We start from the raw sequence: 1,632 nt of genomic DNA, 5'->3' as shown, positions 1-1,632 counted from the left end.
GCGTAGCCCACGCCGGCGCCGACGATCGCGGCCTCGGAGATCGGGGAGTTGAACAACCGCCGGTAGGGCAGCAACTCGGTCAGCCCGCGGTAGACCGCGAAGGCGCCGCCCCAGTCGCGGTTCTCCTCACCCCAGGCAGCCATCGTCGGGTCGATGCTGAAGCGATGCGCCATCGCCTCGAACAGACCGTCGCGGAACTGGTACATCCGCACCTTCGAGACCGGCTTGCCGTCGGCGTCCTTGGCCGAGCGCACCTTCTTCGCGATCGCCTGCACGCGCGGGTTCTCCGCCAGCGGATGCAGCAGTTCGGGCTCGCCTTCGGCCATCGCCTCGACGTGGTTGTTGGAGAGCATGGCGCCCTCGATGTAGGCCACGTCGACCCGCGGGCACTCCTCGTCGTTCACCGCCAGGGCCAGCACCTTGGTGAGCCGTTCGGCGACTCCGCCACGGATGGCCTCTACATCCGAAGAGGTGAGCACACCTTCGCTGACCAGCAGGTCGGAGAAGCTGGCGATCGAGTCGGCGGCCTCCCATGCCTCGATCTCCTCGCGGGTGCGGTAGCTGGAGGCGTCGGAAGGGCTGTGGCCCGAGATCCGGTAGGTGATGGTGTCCATCAGGACGGGGCCGCGGCCGGCCAGCAGCAGCTCCTTCTTGCGGCGCACCGCGTCCGCCACGGCCAGCGGGTCGTAGCCGTCGACGCGCTCGGAATGCATGGCCTCGGGGTTCACGCCCGCGCCCACCCGGGCCAGGATGTCGTAGCCCATCGTCTCGCCGGCGGTCTGGCCGCCCATGCCGTAGAAGTTGTTGAAGAAGTTGAACATGATCGGCGGGGAGCCGCCGTCCTCTTCGCGCCACAGGGTGCGGTACTGGTCCATCGCGGCGAACATCATCGCCTCCCAGACCGGCCCACAGCCCATCGAGGCGTCGCCGATGTTGGCGATCACGATGCCGGGCTGCCGGTTGACCCGCTTGAACAGCGCCGAGCCGGTGGCGATCGGGGCCGAGCCGCCCACGATGGCGTTGTTGGGCATCGAGCCGAAGGGGGTGAAGAAGGCGTGCATCGAGCCGCCCATGCCCCGGTTGAAGCCCACCTTGCGGGCGAAGATCTCGGCCAGCGTGCCGAACAGGATGAAGTTCTCGACCAGGTCGCCCTCGGAGTCGTAGCCGATCTTCTCGGCGTAGCGCAGCGTGTCGCCCTCGAGGAAGGTGCTCATGATCTGCTGCAGCGTGGCCGGATCGAGCTTGCGGGCGGCGGAGAAGCTCTTGGCCAGGATCTCGCCGTGGCTGCGGTGGGAGCCGAAGATGTAGTCGTCGGCATCCAACTGAGCGGCCTGACCGACGGCGGCGGCCTCCTGGCCGGCGGACAGGTGGGCCGGGCCCTTGTGGTTGTACTCGATGCCGTTCCAGCCGCCGGTGGTCTTGATCGAGTTGAGCATGTTCTCGAACTCGCGGATGGCGATCATGTCGTGCAGCATCGCGGTGAGGCCCTCGGCCCCGTGGCGGGCCTTCTCGGCCTCGAAGTCGCGGACGTAGGCGTTGACCGGGATCGGCGGGACGGTGATCGTCTGCGGCTTGCGTACCTCGACCGGATCGACGGTGAGTGACTTGGGCATTTCTTCCTTCTTCTGGTTC

1 protein-coding gene is annotated in these 1,632 nt (G+C 67.6%); it reads right to left on the bottom strand.

Going from position 1 to position 1,632, the window contains the following annotated elements; translation table 11 throughout:
• Window positions 1-1,613, bottom strand: a 1,613-nt coding sequence (locus V7050_RS20945; protein WP_324411276.1) for a thiamine pyrophosphate-dependent enzyme, incomplete at its 3' end; no start/stop codon positions are given.
• Window positions 1,614-1,632 lie beyond the last annotated feature (19 nt).

The sequence above is a fragment of the Amaricoccus sp. genome (genome assembly GCF_036846665.1).
GTDB lineage: Bacteria > Pseudomonadota > Alphaproteobacteria > Rhodobacterales > Rhodobacteraceae > Amaricoccus.
This window is presented reverse-complemented; position numbering and strand designations above follow the sequence as displayed.